This is a genomic window from Sulfitobacter sp. 1A10359 (assembly GCF_043558145.1).
Taxonomy (GTDB): Bacteria; Pseudomonadota; Alphaproteobacteria; order Rhodobacterales; family Rhodobacteraceae; genus Sulfitobacter; species Sulfitobacter faviae.
Map to the genome: position 1 here is coordinate 19,198 of NZ_JBIFGB010000010.1, position 25,504 is coordinate 44,701.

The window sequence follows — 25,504 nt, forward strand, 5'->3', positions numbered from 1 at the left end:
CGCGCATGTTAACGGGCCACTTTGTACCGCGGCGGATGAGAACCAATGGACATCACTTTTCTTCTCAATGGAGAAGTCGTGTCACTCTCCAACGTGTCCCCGACCACCACCTTGCTTGACTGGCTGCGCGAAGAGCTTGGCCTGACGGGGACGAAAGAGGGCTGTAACGAGGGCGATTGCGGGGCCTGTTCGGTCATGATCAGCGATGAGAGCGGGCACCGCGCGCTCAATGGCTGTATCCTGTTCCTGCCCCAGATCAACGGCAAGGCCGTCACCACGGTCGAAGGCATGGCGGGCGCCGACGGCACCCTGCACCCGGTGCAAGAGACCATGGTGGAGCATCACGGCAGCCAATGCGGCTTCTGCACCCCGGGCTTTGTCGTCTCGATGGCGACGGCGCATCTTAACGGCGCGCGCGACCACGACGTGCAGCTTGCCGGCAACCTCTGCCGCTGCACCGGCTACGCGCCGATCATCCGCGCCGCCGAAGCCGCGGCGGACAAGCCGGTGCCGGAGCATCTGCTGGGTCTCAAATCGAAGCTCAAACAGGACATCCCCGCCCCCGCCAAAGCCGAGGGCGCGCCCCATGTGCAACCCGAGAGCAGCGACGCGTTGGCCGCGTGGTACCTCGACCACCCCGACGCGACGCTGATCGCCGGGGCGACGGACGTGGGCCTTTGGGTCACCAAGGGCTTCCGCGATCTGGGCGCCGTGGCCTTCCTTAACCGCTGCGCCGATCTGCGCGGTATCACCGAGGACGAGACCGGCCTGCGCATCGGCGCCATGACGACCCTGACCGAGGTGGAGGCGAAGCTTTCCCCGCTGTTCCCCAGCCTGGGCGTGATGCTGCGGCGCTACGGCTCGACGCAGGTGCGCAACGCGGCGACGCTGGGCGGCAATATCGCCAACGGCTCGCCCATCGGTGACGGCCCGCCCGCGCTGATCGCGCTTGGTGCCACGCTGCACCTGCGCCGCGGCGACGCGCGGCGCGAACTGCCGCTGGAGGACTTCTTCCTCGACTACGGCAAGCAAGACCGCGCGCCGGGCGAATTTGTCGAGGCGATCACCGTGCCGCGCCAGCACGACACCCTGCGCTGCTACAAGCTGTCGAAGCGTTTCGATCAGGACATCTCGGCGGTCTGCGGCTGTATCTCGATCACCGGCAATGGCTCTGAAATCCTCACCGCCCGCGTGGCCTTCGGCGGCATGGCCGCCACCCCGAAACGCGCCGCCGCGGCGGAGGCCGCCCTTGTCGGCCAGCCATGGAACGAAGAGACCATCCACAAGGCGATGGAGGCGATGCGCGACGACTTCACCCCGCTGTCGGACATGCGCGCCTCGGCTGGCTACCGGATGCAGGCGGCGGAGAACATGCTGCTGCGTTATTTCCACGACGCCAATGGCACCCCCACCAATCTGCTGGAGGTCTCGGCATGAGCGTTGCAAAGCCCCTTCCCCATGATGCTGCGAAACTCCATGTCACCGGTGCCGCGCGCTACGTCGACGACATCCCCACCCCGCGCGGCACGCTGCATCTGGCTTTTGGCCTCAGCCCCGTCGCGGCGGGCGATCTGGAGGGTCTCGACCTGTCTGCCGTGCGCGAAGCGCCCGGCGTCGTTGCGGTGCTGACCGCGGCGGATCTGGAGCACGATTGCGACACCTCTCCCTCGAACCATGATGAGCCGCTCCTAGCGACCGATCAGGTGCATTACGCGGGCCAGCCGCTTTACCTCGTCGTGGCCACCAGCCACCTCGCCGCGCGCCGGGCCGCGCAACTGGGCAAACCGCAGATCACCCCGCGCGATCCGATCCTGACGGTGGAACAGGCGCTCGACGCCAACAGCCGTTTCGAGGACGGCCCCCGCATCTACCAGAAGGGAGATGCCGAGGCCGCGCTGGCGAAGGCCGGCCGCCGCCTCTCGGGCCAGATCGAGATGGGCGGGCAGGAGCATTTCTACCTCGAAGGTCAGGCCGCTATGGCGCTGCCGCAGGACAATGGCGACATGCTGGTGCATTCCTCGACCCAGCACCCGACCGAAATTCAGCATAAAGTCGCCCATGCCATTGGCCGCCCCATGCACGCCGTGCGGGTCGAGACCCGGCGCATGGGCGGCGGTTTCGGCGGCAAGGAAAGCCAGGGCAACGCGCTGGCCATCGCCTGTTCCGTGGCCGCATCGCTGACCGGCAAGCCCTGCAAGATGCGCTATGACCGCGACGACGACATGATCGTCACCGGCAAGCGGCATGATTTTCGTGTCGCGTATGACGTGGGCTTCGACGAGACGGGCCGCATCACCGCGCTGGACGTGACCCATTACACCCGCTGCGGCTGGTCGATGGACCTGTCGCTGCCCGTGGCCGATCGTGCCATGCTGCATGCCGACAACGCCTATCACTTGCGCGACATCCGCATCACCTCGCACCGCCTGCGGACCAATACCGCCAGCGCCACGGCCTTCCGCGGCTTCGGCGGGCCGCAGGGGATCGTCGGCATCGAACGGGTGATGGACCATATCGCCCATGAGCTGGGCCTCGATCCGCTCGCCGTGCGCCGGGCGAATTACTACAGCGACAACGCCCACCGCCCGACCGAGGTGGAGAACACCGGCACCGCGATCGACAACCGCACCCCGCCGGATGCCGAGGCCGATCTGTCATCACGCGGCGCGCCCCCTGCGCCCGGCGCGCAACCGTCGATCCCGGCCACCCCCTCGGACGTGCAGACCACGCCCTACCAGCAGCCGGTCACCGACTGCATCGTCAACGCGCTGACCGACCGGCTGGTCGAAAGCTGCGATTACGACGCGCGTCGCGCCGCCATTGCCGAGTGGAACGCGAAAAGCCCGCTGATGAAGCGCGGCATCGCGATCACCCCGGTGAAATTCGGCATCTCCTTCACGCTCACTCACCTCAATCAGGCGGGCGCGCTGGTGCATGTCTACCAAGACGGCTCGATCCACCTGAACCACGGCGGCACCGAGATGGGCCAAGGGCTGTTCCAGAAGGTGGCGCAGGTCGCCGCCGCGCGCTTCGGCGTCTCGCCCGAGGTGGTCAAGATCACCGCCACCGACACCGCCAAGGTGCCCAATACCTCGGCCACAGCGGCCTCCTCGGGATCGGACCTCAACGGCATGGCGGCGCAGAACGCCTGCGACACGATCCGCGACCGGATGGCCGCGCATCTGGCCGAACGCTACCAGACCACCCCCGATCAGGTGGTATTCGCCGACGGCATGGTGCGCATCGACGGAGAGGAGATCACCTTCGCCGCCGCCGCCGCCTCGGCCTATGAGAACCGCGTGAGCCTTTCCGCCACCGGCTATTACAAGACGCCCGAGATCGAATGGGACCGGATCGCCGGACGCGGGCGGCCGTTCTACTATTTCGCCTATGGCGCGGCCTGCACCGAGGTGGTGATCGACACGCTAACCGGCGAAAACCGCATCCTGCGCACCGATATCCTGCATGACGCCGGGGCCTCGCTGAACCCCGCGCTCGACATCGGCCAGATCGAGGGCGGCTACGTGCAGGGCGCGGGCTGGCTCACGACCGAGGAACTGGTCTGGGACGAGAGTGGCACCCTGCGCACCCATGCGCCCTCGACCTACAAGATCCCCGCCTGTTCGGACCGCCCGCCAGTCTTCAACGTGGCGCTCTGGGACCAGCCGAACCCGGCGCAAACGGTCTACCGCTCCAAGGCCGTGGGCGAGCCGCCCTTCATGCTCGGCATCTCGGCCTTCATGGCGCTGTCGGATGCGGTGGCGGCCTGCGGCCCGCATTACGGCGACCTGCAAGCCCCGGCCACCGCCGAGGCCGTGCTCACCGCCGTTGGACGGGCGCGGAAATGACCGCGATCTTCATCGAGGTCACCGCCACGCGCGGATCGGCCCCGCGGGATGCGGGCACGGCGATGAAGGTCACGTCTGACGCGATCGCGGGCACTATCGGGGGCGGGGCGCTGGAACATCAGGCCATCGCCCACGCCCGCCAGATGCTGGCCGAGGGCCGGTGCGAAGACACCCAGACCCTGCCGCTCGGCCCCGGTCTGGGCCAATGCTGCGGCGGCGCGGTGAGCTTGCGCTACACCACGACGCCGCGCCCGCTGGACGCGGCCACCCCCCTGCCCCTGCCGGATGTACAAAGCGACGTGCCGCTATGGCTCTGGGGCGCAGGGCATGTGGGCCGGGCGGTGGTGGCCGCCTGCCCGCCCCGGGCCTTCGATCTGACATGGATCGACAGCGCCCGCGACCGTTTCCCCGACCAGATCCTGCCCCATGTCACCGTCACCCCCGCCGCCGACATGCCGCGGTTGGCCGCCCATGCGCCGCGCGAGGCGCATCACCTGATCTTCACCTATTCCCATGACATCGACCTCGCACTCTGTGCCGCGCTGCTCAATCGCGGCGCCGCGAGCGTCGGGCTGATCGGCTCTGACACAAAAAAGTCACGGTTTTCCCGCCGCTTGCGTGACATGGGGTTGGATCCCTCTGGCATCACCTGTCCAATTGGCGATAAATCGCTGGGCAAGCTGCCTGCGCAAATTGCCCATGGTGCGCTGATCGCCCTCATCGCCCGGACCCAGACAAAGGTTTCCGCATGACTGATTCACTTCTCGACCTCACCGGGTTGACCAAGGCCTACCCCGGCGTCGTCGCGAACGATGACGTTTCCCTGCGGATCGCTCCGGGCGAGGTTCACGCCCTGCTGGGCGAGAACGGCGCGGGCAAATCCACTTTGGTTAAAATGATCTACGGGCTGGTCAAACCAGACGCGGGCCAGATGCTAATGCGGGGGGAGAGCTTTGCCCCCACCGACCCGCACGCCGCGCGGCAGGCGGGCGTGGGCATGGTGTTTCAACATTTCTCGCTTTTCGATGCGCTCAGCGTGGCGGAAAACATCGCGCTCGGCATGGAAAACCCGCCGCGGATGCGCGAGCTTAGCCAACAGATCCGCGATGTGTCGGACACCTACGGCCTGCCGCTTGCGCCGGACCGCACCGTCGGCGACCTCTCGGCGGGGGAACGTCAGCGGGTGGAGATCATCCGCTGCCTGCTGCAAGAGCCCAAACTGCTGATCATGGACGAGCCGACATCGGTTCTGACCCCGCAAGAGGTTGAAATCCTGTTCAAAACCCTGCGCAAGCTCAGCGCAGAGGGCACCGCGATCCTTTATATCTCGCACAAGCTCGAAGAAATCCGCAGCCTTTGCGACAGCGCGACGATCCTGCGCTTGGGCAAGGTCGTCGGCCATTGCACCCCGCGTGAGACCTCGGCGCGCGACATGGCAGAGATGATGGTGGGCTCCGCGCTGAAAACGCCGACCCGCGACAGCAAGGAACCGGGCGAAGTGGCGCTGACGCTGAACAATCTTTCGGCCCGGTCTGCCCATGCCTTTGGCATGCCGCTGCGCGATATTTCCGTCGAGGTGCGGCGCGGGGAGGTGCTGGGCATCGGCGGCGTCGCGGGCAATGGGCAGGACGAATTGCTCAACGCGCTCTCGGGCGAAACACTGGTCGGCGCGGGGATGATCACCTTTGACGGGCGCGACATTGGGCTGCTCGGCCCCACCGCCCGCCGCGCGCTTGGCGTCTTGACCGCCCCCGAGGAGCGGCTGGGCCACGCCGCCGTGCCGGACATGTCGCTGACGGAAAACGCCATGCTGACCGGGGCCGCCCGTGAGGGGCTGGAGCGCGGCGGCATGCTCGACTGGGGCAAGGCGCGCAGCTTTGCCGAGAAGATCATCAAGACCTTCGACGTGCGCACCCCCGGCCCCGCCAATGCCGCGCGCTCGCTCTCAGGCGGCAACCTGCAAAAATTCGTCATCGGGCGCGAGGTGCTGCAACGGCCCGAGCTGCTGGTCGTGAACCAACCGACATGGGGCGTCGATGCCTCTGCCGCCGCCGCGATCCGGCAGGCGCTTTTGGACCTCGCCTCAAACGGGACCGCCGTGATCGTCATCAGCCAAGACCTTGATGAGCTGATGGAGATTTCCGACAATTTCGCCGCCCTGAACGAAGGCCGCCTGTCGCCCTCTCGCCCCGCGCAGGGGCTGACCGTCGAAGAGATCGGCCTGATGATGGGCGGGGCACATGGCATGGAGGTGGCGCATGTCTAAGCCGAGCCTCTCATCTTTCACTCTGACCATTGGGGGTGATCTGTGATCCGCCTTGAAAAGCGTCCGCAGCCCAGCCGGGCCCTCTCGCTGTCGACACCGATCATGGCGGTGCTGGCGACATTCATCTTCGGCGGGCTGCTGTTCGCGGCCTTGGGCAAAGACCCGATCGAGGCGCTGCAAACGATCTTTTGGCAGCCCCTGTTTGGCGATTACGCCTTTTACTACCGCCCGCAACTGCTAATCAAAGGCGCACCCTTGGTGCTGATCGCCATCGGCCTCAGCCTTGGGTTCAAGGCGGGCATCTGGAACATCGGGGCCGAGGGGCAGTATATCATGGGCGCCCTCTTTGGCGCGGGCGTGGGGCTGGCTTTCTACCCGCTTGAGGCCTGGTATATCTTCCCGCTGATGGTCCTCGCCGGGGCGCTCGGCGGATGGCTCTGGGCGATGATCCCGGCCCTTCTCAAGGTGCGGTTTGGCACCAATGAAATCCTCGTCTCGCTGATGCTGGTCTATGTGGCGGAACAGTTCCTTGCCTCCATGTCACTCGGATTGCTGAAAAATCCCGAAGGCTACGGCTTTCCCGGCTCGCGCAACCTGCAACAATACGCCTCGGCCCATAACGCCGAACTCTTCGCAGGCTCTGGCATGCACTGGGGCGTGGTCGCAGCACTGATCGCGGTGATCTTTGCCTATGTCCTGCTCGCACGGCACCGTCTGGGCTTTGCCATCCGCGTCACCGGGGAGGCCCCCCGCGCGGCGCGCTTTTCCGGCGTGAACCCGGCGCGGCTGGTGCTGTTTTGCCTCGGCACCTCTGGCCTGCTCGCCGGTCTTGCGGGCATGTTCGAGGTCGCTGGCCCCTCGGGTCAGGTCACCATCGACTTTAACGTGGGCTATGGCTTTACGGCGATCATCGTGGCCTTCCTTGGCCGGTTGCACCCGATCGGCATTCTGCTCGCCGGGGCGCTGATGGCGCTGACCTATATCGGCGGGGACATCGCGCAGTCCAACCTCGGCCTGCCCGCCGCCGCCATTCAGGTGTTCCAAGGCATGCTCCTGTTCTTCCTGCTCGCGCTGGACGTTTTCACTCATTACCGGCTGCGCTTTGGCGCGGCGGAGGCTGCCTGATGGATCTTTCCGCAATCAACCCGCTTTTGTTCGTCGCAGGTTTCCTCGTGGCCGCGACGCCGCTGATCTTCGCCGCCATCGGAGAACTCGTGGTCGAGAAATCCGGCGTGCTAAACCTCGGCGTCGAAGGCATGATGATCACCGGCGCGATCTGCGGCTTTGCCACGGCGGTCGAGACCGGATCGCCGCTTTTGGGCTTCGCCGCCGCCGCCGCGGGCGGTGCCGTGCTCAGCCTGCTCTTCGCCTTCCTAACCCAAGTGGCACTGGCCAATCAGGTCGCCTCGGGCCTGTCGCTCACGCTCTTCGGCCTCGGCCTCTCGGCCCTGATCGGGCAGAGCTACGTCGGGATCAAGCCGCCGCGGCTGGGTGACATCGACTTCGGCCCGCTGGTCGATATCCCCGTGATCGGGCCAATCCTCTTCACCCATGACATCATCCTCTACCTCGGCATCGCGCTGGTTGCCGGGGTCTGGGCGGTGCTGAAATTCACCCGCGCGGGCCTGATCCTGCGCGCTGTAGGAGAGAGCCACGACGCAGCCCATGCGCTCGGCTACAAGGTCAAGCGCATCCGCACTGCGGCAATCCTCTTTGGCGGCGCCTGCGCGGGCCTGGGCGGGGCTTACATCAGCCTCATTCGCGTGCCGCAATGGACCGAAGGCATGACCGCCGGCATCGGCTGGATCGCCCTTGCCCTTGTCGTCTTCGCCTCTTGGAAGCCATGGCGCGCGCTTTTGGGTGCCTATCTTTTCGGCGGCATCACCCAGTTGCAGTTGAACTTGCAAGGCGCGGGCGTTGCCATTCCGGTAGAGTATCTGGCAATGTCGCCGTATATCATCACCATCATCGTTCTGGTGGTGCTGTCGGCGGACAAAAGCGCCGCGCCGGCCTCGCTGGGCCGTACCTTCCACGCCTCGAACTAGGGGCACCACGTCACGCGGCATCGCCCGCACATCAAGCCCCGGCAAAGGGGCACGCAAACAGGGGAAACCTCATGAAACTAACCACCCTTATGACCAGCGCGGCCCTTGCGCTCGGCCTTGCTTCGGGCGCTGTGGCCCAAGACAAGACCAAGGTCGGCTTTGTCTTTGTCGGCCCCGTGGGCGACGGCGGCTGGACCTATGAGCATAACGAAGGCCGTTTGGCCGTCGAAGAAGAGTTCGGCGACAAGGTCGAAACCGTCTTCGTTGAAAGCGTGGCCGAGGGCCCCGATTCCGAACGTGTGATGACGCAGATGGCGCTCGACGGTGCCGATCTGATCTTCACCACCTCCTTTGGCTACATGGACCCCACCATCAACGTGGCCAAGAAATTCCCCGATGTGAAATTCGAGCACGCCACCGGCTACAAACGCGCCGACAACGTCTCGACCTATTCCGCGCGTTTCTACGAAGGCCGCGCCATTCAGGGCCACATCGCGGGCTCCATGACTGAGAGCAACATCATCGGCTACATCGGCTCCTTCCCGATCCCGGAAGTGATCCGCGGCATCAACTCCGCCTATATCCACGCCAAGAAGGTAAACCCCGACGTTCAGTTCAAAATCGTCTGGGCCTACACGTGGTTTGACCCGGCCAAAGAAGCCGACGCCGCCAAGGTGCTGATCGAACAGGGCGCCGACGTGGTGCTGCAACACACCGATTCCACCGCGCCGCAGGCCGCTGCGCAGGAAGCGGGCAACGTGATCACCTTTGGCCAAGCCTCCGACATGGCGCAATATGCACCCAAGCCGCGCGTGTCCTCGATCATCGACAACTGGGCGCCCTATTACATCGACCGCGTCAAAGCGGTCATGGACGGCACATGGGAAAGCCAAGACACATGGGACGGCATCGGGCCGGGCATGGTCGGCATTGGTGAGATCACCGACGCCGTACCCGCAGATGTGAAAGCCGAAGCGCTGGAACTGAAAGAGAAAATTGCATCGGGCGAGTACCACCCCTTCACCGGTCCGATCAACAAACAGGACGGTTCCGCATGGCTGGCCGAAGGCGAGACCGCAGATGACGGCACGCTGGCGGGCATGAACTTCTATGTCGAAGGCATCGAAGGCACCATTCCTGAGTAAGCCGAACCGGCTGACCGACAACAGGGGCGCACGGTCAACCGCGCGCCCCTTTTTCGTCGCCGCCCCGGTCGGGGCCCCATGCGTGCGGTCCCCAAGCGCGCCGCCGCCTGCCCCTGCGTAAACCCATTGCGCGCGGGCAGCGCACATGCCACCAATCTGGCATGATACAGATGCTCACCAGCCTTGATGGCACCCCCGCCAGCCGCCTCGCCTTCGGCACCATGCAGTTCGGCGGGCGCGCCGATGCGGCAGCCTCCCGCGCGATGTTCGACGCCTGTATCGAGGCCGGGATCACCCATTTCGACACGGCCCATGTCTATACCGACGGGGCGTCAGAGCGGCTGTTGGGCCAGTTCGTCCAAGACCGCCGCGAAAGCCTGATCGTCGCCACCAAAGCCGCCTATACCGGGGGCGCGGGCCGGGCCAATATCCTCGCCTCTGCCGAGACATCCCGCCAGCGGATGCAGCTTGATACGCTCGATGTGCTCTACCTCCACCGCTTCGATCCCGGCACCCCGCTGACCGAAAGCTTCGCCGCGCTGGCCGACCTGCAACAACAGGGCCATATCCGCCAAGTGGGCCTGTCGAACTTCGCCGCATGGCAGGTCGTAAAAGCCGCCCATATCGCCGCCGACTTCGGGCTTGAGATCGCGGTGATCCAACCAATGTACAACCTCGTCAAACGTCAGGCCGAGGTCGAGATCCTGCCGATGGCCCATGACCTCGACATATTGGTCGCCCCCTACTCCCCGCTGGGCGGTGGGCTGTTGACCGGGAAATACGCTGAGGGCGGCACTGGCCGCCTCAGCGAGGATGACCGCTATGCCGCCCGCTACGGGCAAGAGGGGATGCACGGCGCCGCTGCCGGTCTTGCCGCCCTCGCGCGGGATCTCGGCACCCATCCCGCAACACTCGCCGTGGCTTGGGCAGCGGCCCATCCCACGAAGCCGACGCCGATCATCTCGGCCCGCTCCTTGGCCCAACTAGAGCCGTCGCTCGCCGCGCTGACCTACCTGATGACGCCGCAGACCTACGCTGCCATCTCGGCCCTGTCGCCCACACCGCCCCCGGCCACCGACCGGCTGGAAGAGCAGGCATGAGCCGCCTGCCCCCCAACGCCAGCGTCGCCGAAGACGCAGGCGGCGACCGCCTCTTCGCCCCTGCCGCCGCGCGCAATCTCGACGCGCTTTGCGACCTGCTGGCCACCCACGCCCCGCCCCGGGGCCGTGCGCTGGAAATCGCCAGCGGCACCGGCCAACATGTCGTGGGCTTCGCCAAACGCCTGCCGGGCCTTAGATGGCAACCCAGCGACATCGACACCGCCCGCCGCGCCAGCATTAACGCCTATGCAGCCGAGGCCGCTTCGCCCAATATCGCCCCCGCCCTGCCGCTCGACGCGACCGCGCCCGGCTGGGCGGGCGACCACGGCCCCTTCGACCTGATCATGCTGGCCAATTTGCTGCATCTGATCTCGCCCCCCGCCACCCGGTGCCTGATCGATGAGGCCGCCGCAGCCCTCGCCCCCGGCGGCACGCTGATCCTCTACGGCCCGTTCAAGCGCGACGGCCAAACCACCTCCCCCGGCGATACCCGCTTTGACGCCCAACTGCGCGCCGCCGACCCCGCGATTGGCTATAAAGACAATACCGAGATGGCCCGCTGGCTCAGCGATGCAGCCCTCAGCCCGATCGACGAAGTGGACATGCCCGCCAACAATCTCGCCTTCATCGCCAGAAAGCCCAGCCCATGATCCTCCGCCGCGCGCTGATCCTCTCGCTCCTCGCCCTCGCCGCCTGCGGCAACCCCGACAGCCCGCCCTCGGCCGCGCCCGGCGTGCTCTTTCCCGCCGCCTTCGGCGACAGCGACCCGGTGAGTTTCAAAGGCCGCACCCCCGCCGCCTACCCCGTGCACGGCATCGACGTGGCCCGTTTCCAAAACGATATCGACTGGAACACCGCCCGACGCGCCGGGGTGAACTTCGCCTTCATCAAGGCCACCGAAGGCGGCGACCTCAAAGACATCAACTTCGACAGCCACTGGCAAGGCGCGGGCCAAGCCGCCGTGAAACGCGGCGCCTATCATTTCTACTATTTCTGCACCCCTCCCGAGGATCAGGCCCGCTGGTTCATCCGCAACGTGCCCAAGACAGGCGGCATGCTGCCCCCGGTGCTTGATATGGAATGGAACCCCTTCTCCCCCACCTGCGCCCATGTCCGCCCGCCCGCCGCCGACGTCCGCGATCAAATGCGCCGCTGGCTGCGCGTGGTCGAGGCCCATTACGGCCAACGCCCGATCATCTACACCACACCCAAATTCTACCGTGAGAACGACCTTGGCCGCTTCCGGGGATACGACTTCTGGCTGCGCACCACCGCCAAAACCCCAGCCGAAGCCTACCCCGGCCAAACATGGCGCTTCTGGCAATACAGCGCTACGGGCATTGTCCCCGGCATCGGCGGCGACGTGGACCTCAACGCCTTCTCAGGCAGCCGCGCCGACTGGCAAAACTGGGTCGCCACCCGCGCCCTGCGCTAAAGCCAACGGGAGGGCGCCCTTCCCCCTCCTTCATCCTTTCTCAAATACCTCTGCGCCACCCCGCCGCAAAGGCGACGCGATCGGTTACTCCCAAACCAAACGCCTCCAACGAAAACGCCACCCCGCCCGCTTCATCCTTTCCCAAATACCTCTGCACAACGTCCACCCCAGACGCCACGCCAGCCTTCACCCCCGCGCATAATACCGCGCCACAACGAACAGCCCGCCCACCAACAAAAGCGGCAACAAGAATATCCGAAATATATGTACCCCCAGCACCGCCAACAGCGCGCCGATCAACTCATCCGCGCGGCTCCAAAGGTTGCTGGCAAGCTGCCGATACTCCGTCAAACCCGGTTCTTCCTCACCCAAAGCCTCGCTGCCGCCGACATGGGCGGTGATCTCCTCGATCACCTCCATGTTCCGCAGATAGACCCCTTCGGTGAGCGCCCCCGCCAGCGGCTCAGACACAACCAAGGCAAGCGGAAGCGCCAGCCCCAAAAACCCGCCATACCATGCCAACCGCCGGGGCAGCCCCGCATGACCGCGCTTGCTCAAGGTCCAAACTGCCAGTGCGACAGACAACAGCCCCAGCCCAATCGCACTCACCGGACCAAGCGCCACGGCGATCACCCCCGTGGCCACCATGACACCGAAAACCAGCCCCGCGATCCGCTCCACCGTGTCGTCAATCGGCTCCAACACCTTTAAAGGCCGCGCCGAGCCGGAGGCGATGAAGGACAGCCCCACCTCGATCTCCTGCGCGGTGGAGAGAAAGGCATTCAACGTGCGCAGCGTGACATAAGAGGCCGCCGCCGTGGTCGCCACATCCGCGGCATAGCCCTGCGCCGCGCCGACCACGGGATTGTCGCGCAGCAGCGCCGCCGTCAGCGCCAATACGCAAAAGAGTGCCAGCAGCCCGCGCCGGATCAACCGTCCGCCCGGATGCGCTGGTTCTTAGGATCATAGGGGCTGTCTTCGACCACCTCGGCCTCCCACAGTTGATCAAGCATCTTTACCTTCAGCCTCGTGCCTACCACCGCATCCTCGGGTTTGACATAGCCCATGCCGATGCTCTTGCCGAAGGCCACGGAATAGCCCCCCGAGGTCAGCCGCCCGGTCCGGCTCTCGCCATTGTAAAGCACCTCGCGGCCCCAAGGGTCGGCATCCTCTGGCCCGTCGATCAGCACGGTCACGCATTTCGCGCGGATGCCGTGATCGACCATCGCCTGCTTCCCGTGAAACTCTTTGTTCAGGTCCACGAAGCGCGGCAAATCCGCTTCCAAAGGCGTCGCATCCCGGCCCAACTCATGCCCAAAGGCGCGATAGCTCTTCTCCTGCCTCAGCCAGTTCTGCGCCCGCGCGCCGACCAGCTTCATCCCATGCGGCGTGCCTGCCTTCTCCAACTGGTCGAACAGATGGTTCTGCATCTCGATCGGGTGATGCAACTCCCAGCCAAGCTCCCCGGTATAGGCCACCCGGATCGCGCGCACCGGCACCATGCCCAACTCGATGTCGCGCATGGTGAGCCACGGAAACCGCTTGTTGCTGAGCACCGTCTCCGGCTCCGCATCCCGCACCAAAGCGCCCAGCACATCACGCGACTTCGGCCCGGCAATCGCGAAAACACCCCACTGCGTGGTCACGTCATGACATTCCACGTAGCCGACCTCAGGCATCTTATCGGCAATCGCCTTGCGCAGATAATCGCTGTCATAGGCCGTCCATGCCCCCGCCGAGACGAGGTAATATTCGTCCTGCGCCAAACGCACGATGGTATATTCCGTCCGCGTCGTCCCCGCCCCGGTCAAGGCATAGGTCAGGTTGATCCGCCCCACCGAAGGCAGCTTGTTGCAGGTGAACCAATTCAGAAACGCCGTCGCCCCCGGCCCGCGGACCAGATGTTTGGTAAAGGCCGTAGCATCGATCAGCCCGACCCCCTCACGGATCGCCCGCGCCTCATCGACCGCATATTGCCACCAGCCCCCGCGCCGGAACGAGCGGCTGTCGTGATCGCTAAACCCCTCGGGCGCAAAATAATTCGGCCGCTCCCAGCCATTCACCTGCCCGAACTGCGCCCCCCGCGCCGCCTGCCGGTCATAGGCGGGCGAGGTGCGCAGCGGACGGCACGCGGGCCGCTCCTCGTCAGGATGGTGCAGGATATAAACGTGGTCGTAGGCTTCCTCATTCTTGCGCGCGGCATATTCCGTGGTCATCCAATCGCCGTAGCGTTTGGGATCAAGGCTCGCCATATCGATCTCGGACTCGCCCTCCACCATCATCTGCGCCAGATAATAGCCGGTGCCGCCCGCCGCCGTGATCCCAAAGGAAAACCCTTCCGCCAGCCACATATTCCGCAGCCCCGGCGCTGGCCCCACCAAGGGGTTGCCATCGGGCGTATAGCAAATCGGCCCGTTGAAATCATCCTTCAGCCCGCAATCCTCGGCCGAGGGGATGCGGTGGTTCATCGCCATATATTGCTCTTCGATCCGCTCAAGATCGAGCTGAAACAGATCGGCCCGGAAACTGTCTGGCACCCCATATTCAAACCGCGCCGGCGCGCCCTTCTCATAAACCCCAAGGATCCAGCCACCACGCTCTTCGCGCACATAGCTCTGCGCATCGGCATCGCGGATCACCGGATGTTCCCCATGCCCCGCCGCCCGGTAATCGACCAAGGCCGGATCGCGGTCCATGACGATGAACTGATGTTCCACGGGAACCGCTGGCATCTTGATGCCCAGCATCCGCGCCGTGCGCTGCGCATGGTTGCCGCTCGCAGTCACCACATGTTCCGCCGTAATGACGATCTGCTCGTCCGACGGCACAAGGTTGCCGCCCTTCTCGACCATCTTGGTGCAGGTCACTTCCCAATGCGTTCCATTCCAATGGAACCCATCCGCCTGCCACTTGCGCTCGATCGCCACACCACGCTGCCGCGCGCCCTTGGCCATCGCCATGGTCACATCGGCGGGGTTAATATAGCCATCAGTCTGATGATAAAGCGCCCCCTTCAAATCCGATGTCTCGATCAGCGGCCACTTCGCCTTGATCTCATCGGGGGTAAGCCATTGATAGGGCACACCACAGGTCTCGGCGGTGGAAGCATAGAGCATATACTCATCCATCCGCGCATCCGTCTGGGCCATACGCAGATTGCCCACCACGGCAAAGCCCGCGTTCAACCCCGTCTCCGCCTCCAGCCTCTTATAAAACTCGACCGAATACTGATGAATATGAGTCGTCGCATAAGACATGTTGAACAAAGGCAAAAGCCCCGCCGCATGCCAAGTCGAGCCAGAGGTCAACTCGTCCCGCTCCAAGAGCATCACATCATCCCAACCGGCCTTCGCCAGATGATAGGCAATCGACGTGCCAACCGCGCCGCCCCCGACAACCAATGCTTTGACTTGCGTTTTCATCTGCCAATCCCCCTGCGCTAGGCCCACTCCCGTTGTACGCAGCAGCACCACGCCCCGCAGGCAGCAGCCGACCCAACATCGCCAAAAACCGACCTCACCCGCTCCCCCAAAGCGCCACCTCAGCCCCAGCGGGCCCCCTCACCTTCATCCTTTCTCAAATACCCTGCACCACCTCTCCTGCCGCACTACATCAAGGCAGACCACACCGCCCCTCCACCTTCATCCTTTCCCAAATACCCTGCACGACCCCTCCCGCCGCACAACATCAGGGAAAAACACCCAACTCACCCCGGCAAAATCTTCCCCGGGTTCATAATATTCTGCGGATCCAGCGCCGCCTTTAGGGTCGCCATCACATCCACCGCAGCCCCCAATTCCTTGCGCAGATAGGGCCGCTTGCCCTGCCCGATCCCATGTTCGCCGGTGCAGGTCCCGTCCATCGAAATCGCCAGTTCCGCCAACCAGCTGACGAAAGCCTCGCCGCGTGCGACTTCCTCGGGGTCGTCCATGTCGATCAACAAGGACGCATGGAAATTCCCGTCCCCTGCATGGCCCACGATGGGGGCGATCAACTGCAACTCTTCCGCCCGCGCTTGGGCCGCCACCACGGCATCGGCGAGGCGCGAGATCGGCACGCAGACATCCGTGGCCACCGCCTTGCAGCCCGGTCTCAGCGCCAGCACCGCCCAATAGCCGTCATGGCGGGCCTGCCATAGCTTGCTGCGCTCTTCGGGGGTCGTCGTCGCGGCATAGCCGCTGCCGCCGAACTCTTCCGAGAGCATGCCAAAGGTCTCGGCCTGTTCCACCACGCCCGCTTCGGAGCCGTGGAATTCCAGCAGCAAAAGCGGCGTTTCGGGCAGGGTCAGCTTGGAATAGGCGTTCACAGCCTTCACCACATCGGCGTCCAAAAGCTCGATCCGCGCCACCGGCAGGCCGTATTGGATGACCGCCATCACGGTCTCGCAGGCGGCCTGTACCGTCGGGAAGGAACAGCGGGCCGAGGACATCGCCTCGGGGATGCCTTGCAGGCGCAGGGTGATCTCGGTGATGATCCCCAGCGTCCCTTCCGAGCCCACGAAAAGCCGCGTCAAATCATAGCCCGCGGAAGATTTCCGCGCCCGCCCGCCGGTGCGGATCACCCGGCCATCGGCCAGAACCACCTCAAGGCTCAGGACGTTGTCCTTCATCGTGCCATAGCGCACCGCATTGGTACCGCTGGCCCGCGTCGCGGTCATCCCCCCGAGCGACGCATTGGCGCCGGGGTCGATCGGAAAGAACAGCCCCTGATCGCGCAGATGGGTGTTGAGCGCCTCGCGGGTCACGCCGGGCTGCACCCGGCAGTCCAGATCGCCGGCATTGACCTCAAGCACGCGGTCCATCTGCATGACATCTATGCAAACCCCGCCCGCCGGGGCGTTCACATGCCCCTCAAGCGAAGTGCCCGTGCCGAAGGGGATCACCGGCAGCCGATGGGCGGCGCAGATACGCACCGCCTGCGCCACCTCTTCGGTCGAGCGCGCCATGACCACCGCATCAGGCGCCTGCGTGTCGATCCATGTGGTGGTGTGGCCGTGCTGTTCGCGAATGGCTTGGCCGGTCAGCAGATTGTCCCCGAAGGCTTGTTGCAACTCGTCCAGCGCGGCGGTGATCCCCACCTCATTTCGCGGCAAATCTGCGATTTTCGTCACGTTTTATCTCCCAATAGCATCCTCACGCCGCAAAATCCTGCGGCGGCATCTTTGTAAATTAATCATCCGAAAGGCCCACGTTGCCGCAGCCGTCCGTGGGTCAAAGCATGGAGGGCACGACCTGATCCGGCGGGCGGTGGCCATCATCGAAGGTCTTGATATTGATCAGGACTTTCTCGCCCATCTCAATCCGCCCTTCCAATGTGGCGGAGCCCATATGCGGCAGCAGCACGACGTTCTTTAGCTCGCGCAGGCGCGGATTGATCTCACGACCATGTTCATAGACGTCCAGCCCCGCGCCCTTGATATCGCCAGATCGCAGCATCCGCGTCAGCGCGTTCTCGTCGATCACCTCCCCGCGCGAGGTGTTCACGATCACCGCGTCGGGCTTCATCAGGCCCAAGCGGCGGGCGTTCATCAGATGGAAGGTGCTGGGGGTATGGGGGCAGTTGATGCTGATCACGTCCATCCGGCTGACCATCTGATCAAGGCTCTCCCAATAGGTGGCCTCTAGCTCGCCCTCGATCTCTTCGCGCAGGCGTTTGCGGTTGTGGTAATGCACCTGCATGCCAAAGGCCCGCGCCCGGCGCGCCACGGCCTGACCGATCCGGCCCATGCCCAAAATGCCCAGCCGGCGCCCGCCAACGCGGCCCCCCAAGAGTGCCGTAGGCGCCCAGCCGTCCCAATTGCCCGATTGCATCACCGCCATGCCCTCGGGCATGCGGCGGGTCACGGCGAGGATCAGCGCCATGGTCATATCGGCGGTATCGTCGGTCAGCACGCCGGGGGTGTTCGACACCAGCACGCCGCGCTGGCGCGCGGTGGCCACATCAATGTGATCGACCCCGGCCCCGTAGTTGGCGATCAGCTTCAACCGCTCGCCCGCCTGCGTGATCAGCGGCGCGTCGATCTCATCTGTGATCGTGGGCACCAGCACATCGGCCTGACGCATCGCCGCGCCCAATTCCTCGCGGGTCATGGGCCTGTCATCTTCGCGCAGGGTCACGTCAAACAGCTCTGACAGCCGTGTTTCCACGGCCTCTGGCAACCGTCGCGTCACTACAACACTCAACCGCTTCTTTGACATGCCTGCTCTCCCGGTCTTGGCGTCGCCTCGTTTCGCGGGCATGGTGTCTCATGCAGCGACGAGGCACAAGAACTCGCGCCCGAAAAAGAGCAACAATAACCCGCAGATTTGCACAGCACCGACCCACAGCAGTGAACCGCATAGCAGGCAATTCAATGATAACCGCTTTCTTTCGCAGCGCCCTGATGGTGGGCGCGCTGCTTCTGGCACAGCCGACCTCCGGCGTCGCAGAAGAGGCGCGCGGTCAGGTCACGAACCTGCCCCTGCCCCGTTTCGTTTCGATGAAAGCCTCCGAAGGCAACGTGCGCCGCGGCCCGTCCCTGTCACACCGGATCGACTGGGTCTACAAACGCCGCGACCTGCCGCTGAGGATCACCGCCGAACATGGCCATTGGCGCCGGGTCGAAGACCGCGACGGTATGGGCGGCTGGGTCCACTACTCGCTTTTGTCCGGCACCCGCACGGTGCTGGTCGAACAGGACATGCTGCAACTGCGCATCAATCCCGACCCCAAAGCCGCCGTGGTGGCACGGTTGGAACTCGGCGTGGTGGCCCGTCTGGGCGAATGCACGCTGGAATGGTGCGAGCTGCGCTCGGGCGGCTTTACAGGCTGGGCGCCCAAGGTGCGGCTCTGGGGTGTTGGCCCCAAGGAGCTGCGCGAGTAACGCCCGCCCTCGCCACCGCAATTGCATGATCCCGGCGCATGCGCCACTCTGCCCGCGAAATTCAAGCCGGAGAGAGCGCCATGCAAGCCATCACCTATGACCAATTCGGAGCCGCCGCCGACGTGCTGCGTCTGTCGGAGGTCGACAGCCCCGCCCCGCAAGCCGGAGAGGTCTGCGTCGCGCTCAGCCATTCGGGCGTGAACCCGTCGGACGTGAAGGCCCGCGCGGGCACCCGCCCCGGCGTGACCAAACCGCCCTTCCCGCAGGTCATCCCCCATAGCGACGGCGCGGGAGAGATCGTCGCCGTGGGCGCGGGCGTCGATGCGAGCCGCGTGGGCCAGAAGGTCTGGATCTGGAACGGCCAGTGGCAACGCGGCTTTGGCACGGCCGCGCAGCAGATCACCCTGCCCGCCCATCAAGCCGTGCCCCTGCCCGATGGCGTCTCGTCCGAGGTCGGTGCGCAGCTTGGCATTCCGGGGCTGACCGCCTGCCACGCCGTCTTTGGCGGCGGCGGGGTGGCCGGGGAAACGGTGCTGATCCAAGGCGGCGCAGGCACGGTGGGCTATCTTGCAGTGCAACTGGCGAAATGGGGCGGGGCCAAGGTGATCGCCACCTGTAGCCCCCGCGACAACGATCTGCTGCGCGACGCAGGTGCCGATGCCGTATTCAACTACGCCGACCCCGATCTCGCCGCCGCCGTGCTTGATGCCAATGGCGGCAAGCCGGTCGACACCATCGTCGAGACGGAGTTCGGCCTGAACATCACCACCGACACCGAGGTCATCGCCCCCAATGGCCGCATCGCCGCCTATGGCTCGGCGGCGGAAATGTCGCCGGTGCTGCCCTTCTATCCGCTGCTGTTCAAAGCGGTCACCATCGACATCATCCTGATCTACCTGCTGCCCGCAGGCCCGCGCGAACAGGCAATCAACCGGTTGCACCACGCGCTGGAGGACGGCGCCCTCCGCTGCCCCGTCGACACGGTCCTGCCGCTTTCTGAGGCCGCCCGCGCCCATGAGTTGGTCGAGGCCGGACAGCGCAGCGGGGCGGTGCTGCTCGATTGTCAGGGGTAACGCGCTAATTGGCCAAGCTGCCGCCCCCGTCGCCTGGGGGCGGTGGCCCATCCCGCTGACGGAGTTCCCCCATGCGCCTCACCGCCGCCCTGCCCCGCCTGTTCCTGTGTCTGCTGCTGACCTTTGCGCTGCCGCTCGCCCCAGCCTTCGCGCAGACCAGCGACCAGCCCGAAGGAACCATCGCCGTCGAGGGCGACGCCACGGAGGACGCCGCCATCGCCAAGCGCATCCGCGCCATCCTGCGCGAGCTTGAGGGGTTCGAGAAGGTCCGCGTCTCTGTCGCCTCCGGCATCGTCACGCTGACCGGCACCACGCTCGACACCGCCAGCGCCGCGCGGCTGAACGATTTGGCGGGCCGTGTCGAAGGGGTGGTGGCGATCCGCAACGAGGTGCGCGAAAGCACCGATGTGGCCGAGCGCCTCAACCCCGCCGTGGCGCGTTTTCGCGACCGGATGGCGCAAGCCGTGGCCTTCCTCCCGCTGGCCTTAGTGGCGCTTGGCGTCTTTGGCCTGATCATCGTCGCCGGGCTGGCGCTGGCGCGGCTGCGCAACCCGTGGGATCGGCTCGCCCCCAACGCGTTCATCGCTGACATTTACCGCCAAATCATCCGGCTGGCCTTTGTCATCGCAGCCCTGGTGGTGGCGCTGGATATCCTCGGCGCCACGGCGCTGCTGTCGGGCATCCTTGGCGCGGCGGGGATTGTCGGCCTCGCCATCGGTTTCGCGGTGCGCGACACGGTCGAGAATTTCATCGCCTCCATCATGCTGTCGATCCGCCAGCCCTTTCGCCCCAACGACACGGTCGAGATCGACGGCGACACCGGCAAGGTGATCCGCCTGACGAGCCGCGCCACGATCCTGCTGACCTTTGACGGCAACCACCTGCGCATCCCCAATGCCACCGTTTTTAAAAGCCGGATTATCAACTATTCACGCAACGCCGAGCGGCGGTTCACCTTTACCCTCTCGGTCGCCAGCGACGCCGATCTGGCCCGCGCCCGTGATTTGGCGCTGGAGGTGCTGAACGGTTTGCCCTTCGTTCTGTCCAGCCCCGAAGCCGCCGCTTGGGTGGACGAGGTCGCCGATCACTGGATCAACATGCAATTCGCCGGTTGGATCAATCAAGAAAGCACCGATCTGGTCGCCGCCCGCAGCGAAGCGATTCGCCTAACCCTCTCAGCTTTCGATGCGGCGGGCCTCACCGCAGGGCCACCGGCCTATCAATTGCTCTCTCAAAGCGAATCGCCCTCCGACGGACCCGTCGATTCGCCGCAAACGGCAGCCGCGCCCACGAATCCCGCCGCTGTTCAGCCCGTCGAGCCCCAAACCGAGCGGGAATTGACCCGCATCGTCGCGCAGGAACGTGCCGAATTGCCCAGCAAAGACCTGCTCTCTGTTGATGCAGCCGAAGAATAGGCTAATTTCTTTAAAACGGGTCTTGCACCCGGGGCCAGAGAACTTTAGTTAGCGCCCTGTGTTGGGATGTAGCCAAGTGGTAAGGCAACTGTTTTTGGTACAGTGTACCGTAGGTTCGAATCCTACCATCCCAGCCAACACTTCCGAAAATATTTAGTTTTTCAGAGGCTTGGTCTTATCAGCTTCGTAGGGCTGAAGAGCAGGTTACACTGGCGTTTGGTCGCACAGACCGCGCGGGTAGTCCGTCACACCGTCCGGAGCGATGGCCGACTCGAAAGGCGGTCGTCATGGTCACTATCCCCTATCTCTGCACTAGACGCGGGCGCTTCTACGTCCGCCGGCGGATCCCGAAGTTTTCCACATATCATTTGCCCGTGATGGTCTCCTTGCGGACGACGGATCACTCGGCAGCGACTAGGTTATGCGTGCAACTGACCGCACACATGGACCGAATGCTCGACAACGACCTTCATATCGACTTGCCCACGGCAGAAGTCTCAGCCTTCTTTAAGGCTGAGCTCACCCGTTGGGTGGCATCGGCGCATCGCGTGCGGATGGTCGAGCGTATGGATGGCAGCCTGACGGCTAGATACGCCCACCGGGCCCACAATCGTCTGCCTTGTGGCGATCCTCTTTGCGCTGTCGGCGCTTGCGAGGCGTCGCTGAGCGACACCTCGCCTTAGAGCTGGGATACGCTCCCGGCCCTGATTATTCCGCCGATGTCGTCAAGCAGCCTCAGGGGCGCGGCGCCAGCCGGGGAAGGGGTCTGGCAGATCTTCCCACTGGTGGGGCACGAAGGTGCTCTCGTCGCCGACGAGGGCGGCATTGAGGGCGGCCGTAATCGCCGTCTTGTCCATGCCTGCGCCGATGAACACCAACTCCTGCCGGCGGTCGCCGTAGGGTTCCTGCCAGTGCTGCGCGAGATAGGCGCGGGCCTGCGGGTGATCGGGCCAGCGTTCGCGCGGCACCGTCGCCCACCAGTTGCCCATTGGCTTGACATTGCTAAGCGCGCCAGCGAGCGAGAACTCCGCCAGCCAGTCCGGACGTGTTGCAATCCAGAAATGGCCCTTCGCGCGGATGACGCCCGGTAGATCGCCAGTGAGGACATCATGGATCTTTTGCGGGTGGAACGGACGCCGCGCCCGGTAGACGAAAGAGGACACGCCGTATTCCTCGGTCTCCGGCACGTGATCGGCAAAGCCGTAAAGCTCCTTCGCCCACATCGGGTGCAGATGCGCCTTGTCAAAGTCGAACAGGCCGGTGCTCATGATACGGTCGGCCGGAACCTTGCTCTGGTCGGTTTCGATAATCTGCGCATCGGGATTTAGCGAGGTGATGATCTTGCGCGCGGCGTCGAGCTTCTCAGGCCCGGCGTCGGAGACCTTGTTGAGCACCACGACATCGGCAAATTCGATCTGGTCGACCAGCAGATCGACCAACGTGCGGTCGTCCGCATCGCCCAGGCTCTCGCCGCGGTCCCGCAGGAAGTCATGGCTGGAATAATCGTTCAGCAGGTTCACCGTATCGACCACGGTGACCATCGTGTCGAGGCGCGCGGCGTCTGATAGGCTCTCGCCGTTTTCGTCGCGGAAATCGAAGGTCGCGGCCACGGGCAGCGGCTCGGATATGCCGGTGCTTTCGATCAGCAGGTAGTCGAAGCGCCCCTCTTCGGCGAGGCGACGCACTTCGACCAGCAGGTCGTCGCGCAGGGTGCAGCAGATGCAGCCGTTGGTCATCTCGACAAGCTTTTCCTCGGTCTGGCTCAGGTCGGCGCCGCCGTCGCGCACGAGATCGGCGTCGATGTTCACCTCCGACATGTCGTTGACGATCACGGCGACGCGGCGCCCCTCGCGATTGTTGAGAACGTCGTTAAGAAGCGTGGTCTTCCCGGCGCCGAGAAAGCCCGACAGGACGGTGACAGGCAGGCGCTTATCGCTGGCTGGCATGGGGGGTCTCCATTAGCAAGTGGTATGTTATATCATAACATTAAGTGCGCGAAGGACTGACTGCAACCCGGTTTGCGGCGTCCGCTGACGATGAGGAATGACGGTGGCGTGAAGTCACTGCAGAGCAACTTCACAGACGGTCGCCGCGATCAGTGGATATAGATCGTGTCGTCATCCTGCTCGGGGTCGGTGACCGGGTCCAGCACTAGCAGCAGACGCGTCTCCCCGGTCCCCGCGATCGGAGGCGAGCGGTGCAGCAGGCCCACCGGCGGGCTTTCCGGCCAGCGCGTTCCGCGCAGGAAGATCGGAGAGCCTGTCGGCACAGTGAGGATCTCGGCGGGCTCCTTGCCCCTTTCGGAGATGCCGTATTGCGTGCCGGTCCCGCGATAGGTGCAGACCAGCCGCGCGGTTACCGCGTCGATGTGGAACTTGCTGCAGGCATTGGTGTCGACAACGTCGAGACGGAGTTGAACATGGTCGCAGCGCATCAGGTCGCCGAAGATCAGCGCCAGCGCCGCGGCGTCTTCGATCAGCATGTTGCGCTCGGCGCCCTTCGGCATCTTGTGAAAATCCGCGATCTCGATCAGCGCGTCGCAGACCGCCTCGGCCCGCAGAATGACGCGCGCGCGGGGCAGCTGGCTGGGCGGCAGGGCGTCGATCCAGGCCTGGAAACCCGGCAGCGGCGCGCGCTCCCAGACTGTCGCGGCGGTGCCGGGCTCACGGATAGAGGACAGGCCCGCGGGGCTGGTGCAGCGTTGCAGTGGCGCGGTGGTGTCGACGATCATGAGCCTGCCTCCGACGGCTGATAGGGCAAAGAGGAATGGTGCAGGACGATGCGCAGGGTGCCGGCCGCGTCTTTCTTGTAGCCGAAGCTCTTGTCGACCGTGGTGACGGAGCCGTCCTTGTTGGTCAGCGAGACCCAGCCCATCCACATCGCGATATCGCCTTGGATGAAGCTGGCCGAGGTGATGCTTTCGGAGGCGACCCAGCCCATGATGGCAAAGCCGTTGTCCAGCGGGTATTCCTCGGAATGGCCGCAGAAATAGGCAAGGGCCCCGGCCTTGGTCGGGCGGAAGGTCTGCGCGCCGCTGGCCATGGTTGGTTTGAACAGAACCGGGCCGAGGTCAAAACCGTAGTAGCTGTCGATATTGGCCGAGGCGACCTTGCGCGCGGCTTCGATCCCGCCCTCTTCGAACGCCTTGGAGATGGCGATCTTGCCTTCGCCCCAGGTTTTCAGTGCCTGATCGATTTCGTCTTGGGTGATTTGCATGGGGTGTCCTTCTGTCCTGTCTGTCAGTCTGCGTCGTCTTTCCCGAGCCCAGAAACCCCGGCAACAAGGTGACGGGAACGCGTGTATCCTCGGCCGTCATGGGGTCTCCTTTCCGTGGGATATCTGCTTTTTGTTCCGATTTGTAATGATATAACATACCTTTCCGCAAGAGAACTGAAAGGACCAAGATGCGCGCATTGAACTTTGACCCCCGCCGCTCCGTGGATCAGGTCGAGGAAAGCACCGATCTTGCACCCAAGTTCGGGCCGGATGGCTTGATGCCCTGCATCACCACCGATGCCGCCACGGGGGAGGTCCTGATGCTGGGCTGGATGAACGCCGAGGCTTTCCGCTTGACCATAGAGACCGGAGAGGCGCATTACTTCAGCCGGGCGCGGCAGGTCTTGTGGCACAAGGGCGCGACCTCCAGTCTGGTTCAGAAGTTGGTCGAAGCGCGGATCGACGACGATCAGGATGCGCTGTGGCTGCGTGTCGCCGTCACTGGCTCAGGCGCATCCTGCCATGTCGGCTACCGCTCCTGCTTTTACCGCGGCGTCCCGCATGGGGTAGATGCCGGCGCGCCGCTGGTCTTTGTCGAGGATGACAAGACATTCGACCCCATGGCCGTCTACGGCGACGTGCCGAACCCAACCCAACTCTGATCCGGTCCTAGGAGGGGGACGGCGAAGCTGCGCCCGCGAATGGACGCCGCCGAAGCTCTTTAGATGCCGACCCCTGCGCCGCGGTCGATCGGCTGAGAGGATAGACTTTCAGCGCTGACCGCATTTTCGTGTCGAAACGGGACATGCGGTAGGACTTTAAATACAATAGGTCGCAGCTGGACATTCGCCGAGCCAGTCCTGCCGAAATGCCGAGGGATCCCGCCCTTACCGAAACCGGAGCATATCCGGCGTGAGGCTTGAGGAAATGTATCGTCAGCGCTCCATGCTCAAACGTTCAGTTCTACCCGAAGACATCGCGGAAGCGGCTTATTTCTTCGCTTCGGAACAATCGGCAAAATCGTAAACGTCGACGCTGGCAACGTGCAGGCCTTTACCCGCTGAGCGAGGGCAAAGACATCACCCCACGGTCCAATCTG

The 25,504-nt window shown here is 64.6% G+C and carries 21 protein-coding genes and 1 tRNA gene; 15 read left to right on the plus strand and 7 right to left on the minus strand.

The annotated features are described in order from the left end of the window. Positions 1 to 45: 45 nt before the first annotated feature. The 10 genes from xdhA (at position 46) to ACGYK2_RS16415 (ending at position 11,839) form a co-directional block, all read left to right on the plus strand. On the plus strand, positions 46 to 1,437 hold the full coding sequence (xdhA, locus tag ACGYK2_RS16370; protein ID WP_271689096.1) for a xanthine dehydrogenase small subunit: 1,392 nt from the start codon (positions 46 to 48) through the stop codon (positions 1,435 to 1,437). After that, on the plus strand, positions 1,434 to 3,848 hold the full coding sequence (gene xdhB / locus ACGYK2_RS16375) for a xanthine dehydrogenase molybdopterin binding subunit (RefSeq protein ID WP_271689095.1): 2,415 nt from the start codon (positions 1,434 to 1,436) through the stop codon (positions 3,846 to 3,848). The genes xdhA and xdhB overlap by 4 nt, the downstream gene beginning before the upstream one ends. After that, positions 3,845 to 4,600, plus strand: a complete 756-nt coding sequence (xdhC, locus tag ACGYK2_RS16380; RefSeq protein ID WP_271689094.1) for a xanthine dehydrogenase accessory protein XdhC — start codon at positions 3,845 to 3,847, stop codon at positions 4,598 to 4,600. Before xdhB ends, xdhC begins: the two co-directional genes overlap by 4 nt. Then, on the plus strand, positions 4,597 to 6,114 hold the full coding sequence (locus tag ACGYK2_RS16385) for an ABC transporter ATP-binding protein (RefSeq protein WP_271689093.1): 1,518 nt from the start codon (positions 4,597 to 4,599) through the stop codon (positions 6,112 to 6,114). The genes xdhC and ACGYK2_RS16385 overlap by 4 nt, the downstream gene beginning before the upstream one ends. Before the next feature lie 42 nt (positions 6,115 to 6,156). Continuing rightward, entirely contained in the window at positions 6,157 to 7,239 is a 1,083-nt protein-coding gene (locus tag ACGYK2_RS16390) for an ABC transporter permease (protein ID WP_209217190.1), read from the plus strand. After that, the gene (locus ACGYK2_RS16395; protein WP_271689092.1) at positions 7,239 to 8,159 is read left to right on the plus strand and encodes an ABC transporter permease; all 921 of its coding nucleotides are present in this window, start codon (positions 7,239 to 7,241) and stop codon (positions 8,157 to 8,159) included. Before ACGYK2_RS16390 ends, ACGYK2_RS16395 begins: the two co-directional genes overlap by 1 nt. Before the next feature lie 71 nt (positions 8,160 to 8,230). Next, positions 8,231 to 9,304, plus strand: a complete 1,074-nt coding sequence (locus tag ACGYK2_RS16400; RefSeq protein WP_271689091.1) for a BMP family ABC transporter substrate-binding protein — start codon at positions 8,231 to 8,233, stop codon at positions 9,302 to 9,304. A 161-nt stretch (positions 9,305 to 9,465) separates the two neighbouring features. After that, on the plus strand, positions 9,466 to 10,404 hold the full coding sequence (locus tag ACGYK2_RS16405; RefSeq protein WP_271689090.1) for an aldo/keto reductase: 939 nt from the start codon (positions 9,466 to 9,468) through the stop codon (positions 10,402 to 10,404). After that, the gene (locus ACGYK2_RS16410; RefSeq protein ID WP_271689089.1) at positions 10,401 to 11,054 is read left to right on the plus strand and encodes a DUF938 domain-containing protein; all 654 of its coding nucleotides are present in this window, start codon (positions 10,401 to 10,403) and stop codon (positions 11,052 to 11,054) included. Before ACGYK2_RS16405 ends, ACGYK2_RS16410 begins: the two co-directional genes overlap by 4 nt. Next, the gene (locus ACGYK2_RS16415; RefSeq protein WP_271689088.1) at positions 11,051 to 11,839 is read left to right on the plus strand and encodes a GH25 family lysozyme; all 789 of its coding nucleotides are present in this window, start codon (positions 11,051 to 11,053) and stop codon (positions 11,837 to 11,839) included. Before ACGYK2_RS16410 ends, ACGYK2_RS16415 begins: the two co-directional genes overlap by 4 nt. A gap of 186 nt (positions 11,840 to 12,025) precedes the next feature. On the opposite strand, the gene ACGYK2_RS16420 is transcribed toward ACGYK2_RS16415, so the two are convergent. The 4 genes from ACGYK2_RS16420 to ACGYK2_RS16435 all read right to left on the minus strand — a co-directional run bounded on the left by ACGYK2_RS16420 (position 12,026) and on the right by ACGYK2_RS16435 (position 18,036). Further along, positions 12,026 to 12,772: a hypothetical protein gene (locus ACGYK2_RS16420; RefSeq protein ID WP_271689087.1), complete on the minus strand. Its 747-nt coding sequence runs from the start codon at positions 12,770 to 12,772 to the stop codon at positions 12,026 to 12,028. After that, positions 12,769 to 15,261 carry an FAD-dependent oxidoreductase gene (locus ACGYK2_RS16425; protein ID WP_271689086.1) on the minus strand — a complete coding sequence of 831 codons (2,493 nt, stop codon included), beginning with the start codon at positions 15,259 to 15,261 and terminating at the stop codon, positions 12,769 to 12,771. The genes ACGYK2_RS16420 and ACGYK2_RS16425 overlap by 4 nt, the downstream gene beginning before the upstream one ends. A gap of 284 nt (positions 15,262 to 15,545) precedes the next feature. Then, positions 15,546 to 16,949, minus strand: a complete 1,404-nt coding sequence (locus ACGYK2_RS16430; RefSeq protein ID WP_271689085.1) for an FAD-binding oxidoreductase — start codon at positions 16,947 to 16,949, stop codon at positions 15,546 to 15,548. A gap of 100 nt (positions 16,950 to 17,049) precedes the next feature. Beyond that, a complete protein-coding gene (locus ACGYK2_RS16435; RefSeq protein WP_067262987.1) occupies positions 17,050 to 18,036 on the minus strand; it encodes a D-glycerate dehydrogenase in 987 nt (328 codons plus the stop codon). Between the two features lie 185 nt (positions 18,037 to 18,221). On the opposite strand from ACGYK2_RS16435, the gene ACGYK2_RS16440 reads away from it, so the two are divergent. The 4 genes from ACGYK2_RS16440 (at position 18,222) to ACGYK2_RS16455 (ending at position 21,326) form a co-directional block, all read left to right on the plus strand. Beyond that, positions 18,222 to 18,701, plus strand: a complete 480-nt coding sequence (locus ACGYK2_RS16440) for an SH3 domain-containing protein (protein ID WP_271689927.1) — start codon at positions 18,222 to 18,224, stop codon at positions 18,699 to 18,701. Positions 18,702 to 18,781: 80 nt separating this feature from the next. After that, positions 18,782 to 19,774 (plus strand): NADPH:quinone reductase, encoded by a 993-nt coding sequence (locus ACGYK2_RS16445; RefSeq protein ID WP_271689926.1) that lies wholly within the window; start codon positions 18,782 to 18,784, stop codon positions 19,772 to 19,774. Between the two features lie 71 nt (positions 19,775 to 19,845). Continuing rightward, positions 19,846 to 21,189, plus strand: coding sequence for a mechanosensitive ion channel family protein (locus ACGYK2_RS16450; protein WP_271689084.1), 1,344 nt, complete (start codon positions 19,846 to 19,848; stop codon positions 21,187 to 21,189). Between the two features lie 62 nt (positions 21,190 to 21,251). Continuing rightward, positions 21,252 to 21,326, plus strand: a tRNA-Gln gene (locus ACGYK2_RS16455). Positions 21,327 to 21,914: 588 nt separating this feature from the next. Here the strand turns inward: ACGYK2_RS16455 and zigA are convergent. The 3 genes from zigA to ACGYK2_RS16470 form a co-directional block, all read right to left on the minus strand. Beyond that, the gene (zigA, locus tag ACGYK2_RS16460) at positions 21,915 to 23,135 is read right to left on the minus strand and encodes a zinc metallochaperone GTPase ZigA (protein WP_276154633.1); all 1,221 of its coding nucleotides are present in this window, start codon (positions 23,133 to 23,135) and stop codon (positions 21,915 to 21,917) included. 149 nt (positions 23,136 to 23,284) lie between these two features. Next, a complete protein-coding gene (locus tag ACGYK2_RS16465; RefSeq protein WP_271689081.1) occupies positions 23,285 to 23,920 on the minus strand; it encodes a DUF1826 domain-containing protein in 636 nt (211 codons plus the stop codon). After that, the gene (locus ACGYK2_RS16470; protein ID WP_168613398.1) at positions 23,917 to 24,405 is read right to left on the minus strand and encodes a phosphoribosyl-AMP cyclohydrolase; all 489 of its coding nucleotides are present in this window, start codon (positions 24,403 to 24,405) and stop codon (positions 23,917 to 23,919) included. Before ACGYK2_RS16470 ends, ACGYK2_RS16465 begins: the two co-directional genes overlap by 4 nt. A 188-nt stretch (positions 24,406 to 24,593) precedes the next feature. Between ACGYK2_RS16470 and hisI the strand changes: the two genes are divergently transcribed. Then, on the plus strand, positions 24,594 to 25,067 hold the full coding sequence (gene hisI, locus ACGYK2_RS16475; RefSeq protein WP_271689080.1) for a phosphoribosyl-AMP cyclohydrolase: 474 nt from the start codon (positions 24,594 to 24,596) through the stop codon (positions 25,065 to 25,067). Positions 25,068 to 25,504: the final 437 nt, after the last annotated feature.